Genomic DNA, 983 nt, shown 5'->3' on the forward strand with positions numbered 1-983 from the left:
CAGCTCGCCGGCGCGGTCTGCCGCGACAACAGCGCGCGCGGCGTCGATCAGGTTCTGTTGCATCACGCAATCTCCTTGAATAGGTCGTTCTGATGCAGCGCGGCGCTGCATGCGGGGTTGAGCCATACGCATTCCGTCCTGACTGCTGTGCCGCGGCCGGCGCTGATCCGGCTGCCTGTCGTGTGCTGTTCCCAGCCGGCCAGAGCCTGCTCGTATAGGTCCGACGGGTAGCCGCTCAGCACAACGTAGCCGTCCAGGCCCAGCAGCACGTCCAGCAGCGCGCGGTGATCGTCGTTGCTCATCTCGTGCCGGTAGTAGCCACGGCCGCCGCTCCGAAGAGCGCGGGTTTCATGCACGTAGGGAGGGTCAACGAAGTGAAGCGTGTCTCGCGCGTCATGCTGGCGCATGACGTCAACGGCCGGCCGGTTTTCGATCATCACGCCGGCCAGGCGCTGGCCAACGTCAGCGAGCTGGTCCGGGTAGTAGGCCCATAGATGCTGCGCGGTGCCGTACTCGCGCCGGCTGTCGATACGAAACCCGGCAATTCCATCAGTAGCCGCAGACGATCCGAATCCCATTTGAGCGCGAACAGCCAGGCGCCTGGCGCGCTCTACCGGCTCATCTGACGGCTCTACAGCCTGTTCAAACTCGCTGCGGCTGTACGGTGTCAGGGTGACGGCCTCGATCAGCATCGCGCGCTGGCGAGGATTCCGCAGCACACGGAAGAAGTTGCTGACGTCGCCGTCCAAGTCGTTGTAGATCTCGGCGTATGCGCGTGGCTTCTGGAGCAGTACGCCGGCGGCGCCGCCGAACGGCTCGACATAGCAGCGGTGCGGCGGGAAGAAGCCCATGATCCACGGCGCCAGCCTAAACTTCGCGCCGTGGTAGCGCAGCGCCGGGCGAGTGACTGCCATGGTCACTCTATGCAGAGCCTCAGCCCGCCAGCGCCCAGCCGGCGCCGGCCCAGGTCGATCAGCAGGCGC

General features: G+C 65.8%; 1 protein-coding gene. It reads right to left on the reverse strand.

The features are described 5' to 3' along the window. Positions 1-62: 62 nt before the first annotated feature. Positions 63-914 carry a DNA adenine methylase gene (locus VI26_RS22885; RefSeq protein WP_048412059.1) on the reverse strand — a complete coding sequence of 284 codons (852 nt, stop codon included), beginning with the start codon at positions 912-914 and terminating at the stop codon, positions 63-65. Between the last annotated feature and the right edge of the window lie 69 nt (positions 915-983).

Source organism: Chromobacterium sp. LK1 (assembly GCF_001043555.1).
Taxonomy (GTDB): domain Bacteria; phylum Pseudomonadota; class Gammaproteobacteria; order Burkholderiales; family Chromobacteriaceae; genus Chromobacterium; species Chromobacterium aquaticum.

Coding starts and splice junctions, on each gene's coding strand:
- VI26_RS22885 (WP_048412059.1), bottom strand. CDS start 914: ATGGCAGTCACTCGCCCGGCGCTGCGCTACCACGGCGCGAAGTTTAGG.